The sequence below is a fragment of the Pseudomonas morbosilactucae genome (assembly GCF_023241715.1).
Classification (GTDB): Bacteria; Pseudomonadota; Gammaproteobacteria; order Pseudomonadales; family Pseudomonadaceae; genus Aquipseudomonas; species Aquipseudomonas morbosilactucae.
The window spans coordinates 1-2,287 of the sequence record NZ_JALQCW010000151.1 but is presented as its reverse complement, the minus strand read 5'-3'; the positions used below and the strand labels follow the sequence as shown (position 1 = coordinate 2,287).

The window sequence follows — 2,287 nt, the reverse complement described above, 5'->3', positions numbered from 1 at the left end:
GCGATGGCGATCTTGCGGACGCTATCGCTGGCAAGCCAGCTCCTACAGGTGGAGGGTGCTGTGTTTGGTGGGGGGCCGGGTCAGCGGCGATCGCCACCGCCGGGGCCGCCACGGCCGCCGCCGTCGTAGCCACCGGGACCACCGCCGTGGCCACCGCCATGACCGCCACCGCCACCACCGCCGCCCGGCGGGAAGAACATCCAGCAGCCCGACAGGGATGACAACAGGGCGATCAACGCCGCTGCTTGGGTAATTCGCTTCACCATCATGTGCTCACTCTCATAGTCCATAAGAAAGAAACTTTCTTGGCAGTTCAGACAGTGTGCTTTTCGCTTTGAGCACGGTTTCTATGTAAAGAATGGGTAAGTGTTGTATCGGAAATGATTCATTTACCCACCGATGATCACCCGCCCCCTTGCGACAGCGTCTCAAGACGTTCGCAAACTGCGACACCGCGCCCCCACCACCCCCGTACCAACACCGATACACGCCTTAAAATTCAATAACTTGGCTAAGTGCCATTGACTGGCACAGGCCTTGCTCCGTGGCTTTTCGTTTGGTGCGAAGGCCTTTCACCGCCCTCGCCCCGCCCTTCCAGCCAGCGAGTGCCGTGCCATGTTCGAGCGACTGACCATCCGCCTCAAAATCGTCCTGCTGTCGGGGATTTGCCTGTTGAGTGTGATCGCGCTGGTGGTGGGCATGAACCTCTACCAAAGCGCCGCCACCAACCAGCAGGTCAAGGACGCCAGCAGCCAGATGCTCACACGCGGGGTACAGAACCTGTTGCAGGCCAAGGCGGCGGAAAAGGCCCAACTGCTGCAGCGCAATTTTTCCGAGAGCCTGCAGGTGGTCAATGGCCTCAACGCCCAGCTCCTGCAACTGCGCGGCCTGCTGCACAGCCAATCGCTGAGCCCCGAAACGCTGCGCCATGAGGTCAACCAAAGCCTGCGCAATGCCTTCGAGCACAACCCGACGCTGCTCGGCGTGTGGCTGGTGATGGAAGCCAACGGCCTTGACGGCCGCGACGCCGAATTTGCCGGCAACCGCACCCCGGGCTCCAATGAGCAAGGGCGTTTCGCCAGCTACTGGAACCGCTCCGGCGGCAGCGGGCAGAACCTGGCCGTGGCCGAGCAGGACATCAACAACGACGCCCCCGGCATCAGCGGCGCGCCCTACAACGCCTTCTACAGTTGCCCGAAAAACACCGGCAAGACCTGCCTGCTGGAACCCTACGCCGACGCCGTCAGTGGCCAGACCCTGGTCATGACCTCGATCTCCCAGCCCTTACGGGTGGACGACCAGGTGATCGGCGTGGTCGGTGTCGATATCGCCCTGGACACCCTGCAAGCCGCCGCCGTGGATGCCCGCCGCGAGCTGTTCGACGGTGCCGGCAACATGCTGATCCTTTCCAGCAGTGGCGTGCTGGCCGGCGCCAGCGGGGCCCCGGACAAGCTCGGGCAGAAGGTGCAAGGCGCCCTCGGCGCACCCGGCGAGGCGCTGCTGCAACAGCTGCGCAGCAATCAGCCGCAGACCCTGGACCAGGGCGAGTCGATCCGCGCGCTGTTCCCGGTGCCGCCGATTGCCGGCGCCAGCCCCTGGGCGGTGGTGATCGACCTGCCGAAACAAGTGCAACAGGCCGATGCCCTGAGCCTGCAACAGCTGCTGGAAAGTGCCCAGCACGACAACCTGTTCAAGACCCTGCTGGTGACTGCCCTGGCCGCCGCCCTCGGCCTGCTGCTGATGAGCCTGTGTGCCGGCAGCGCCACCCGGCCGATCAAACAGGTGGCGGCCATGCTCCAGGGCATCGCCAGCGGCGACGGCGACCTGACCCAGCGCCTGAGCTACAGCCGCCGGGATGAATTGGGCGAGTTGGTGCAAGGCTTCAACCGCTTCCTCGACAAGCTGCAGCCGCTGATCCGCGACATCAAACTGAGCATCACCGAAGCCCGAGGCACGGCCGATCAGTCGTCGAACATCGCCCGCCTCACCAGCCAGGGCATGCAAACCCAGTTCCGCGAGATCGACCAGGTGGCCACCGCCGCCCATCAAATGAGCGCCACCGCCCAGGACGTGGCGCAAAGCGCAGCCAGTGCCGCCCAGGCGGCCAGGGGCGCCGACCAGTCGACCCAGGACGGCTTGCAGATCATTGCCCACAGCACCCGGGCCATCGAGCATCTGGCGGCGGATGTCGGCCAATCCATGGGCCAGGTGCAGACCCTGGCGGCCAACAGCGTGCAGATCGGCCAGGTGCTGGAGGTGATCCGCAGCATCGCCGAACAGACCAACC

General features: G+C 64.7%; 2 protein-coding genes. One reads left to right on the top strand and one right to left on the bottom strand.

Annotated elements, in window-relative coordinates; translation table 11 throughout:
* Positions 1–80: 80 nt before the first annotated feature.
* Entirely contained in the window at positions 81–290 is a 210-nt protein-coding gene (locus M1B34_RS33615; RefSeq protein ID WP_268267428.1) for a hypothetical protein, read from the bottom strand.
* 325 nt (positions 291–615) lie between these two features.
* On the opposite strand from M1B34_RS33615, the gene M1B34_RS33610 reads away from it, so the two are divergent.
* Positions 616–2,287, top strand: a 1,672-nt coding sequence (locus M1B34_RS33610) for a methyl-accepting chemotaxis protein (protein WP_268267427.1), incomplete at its 3' end; no start/stop codon positions are given.

Bases quoted from the DNA above. Each gene is read 5' to 3' on its own strand.
- M1B34_RS33615 (WP_268267428.1), bottom strand. From the start codon at position 290: ATGGACTATGAGAGTGAGCACATGATGGTGAAGCGAATTACCCAAGCA.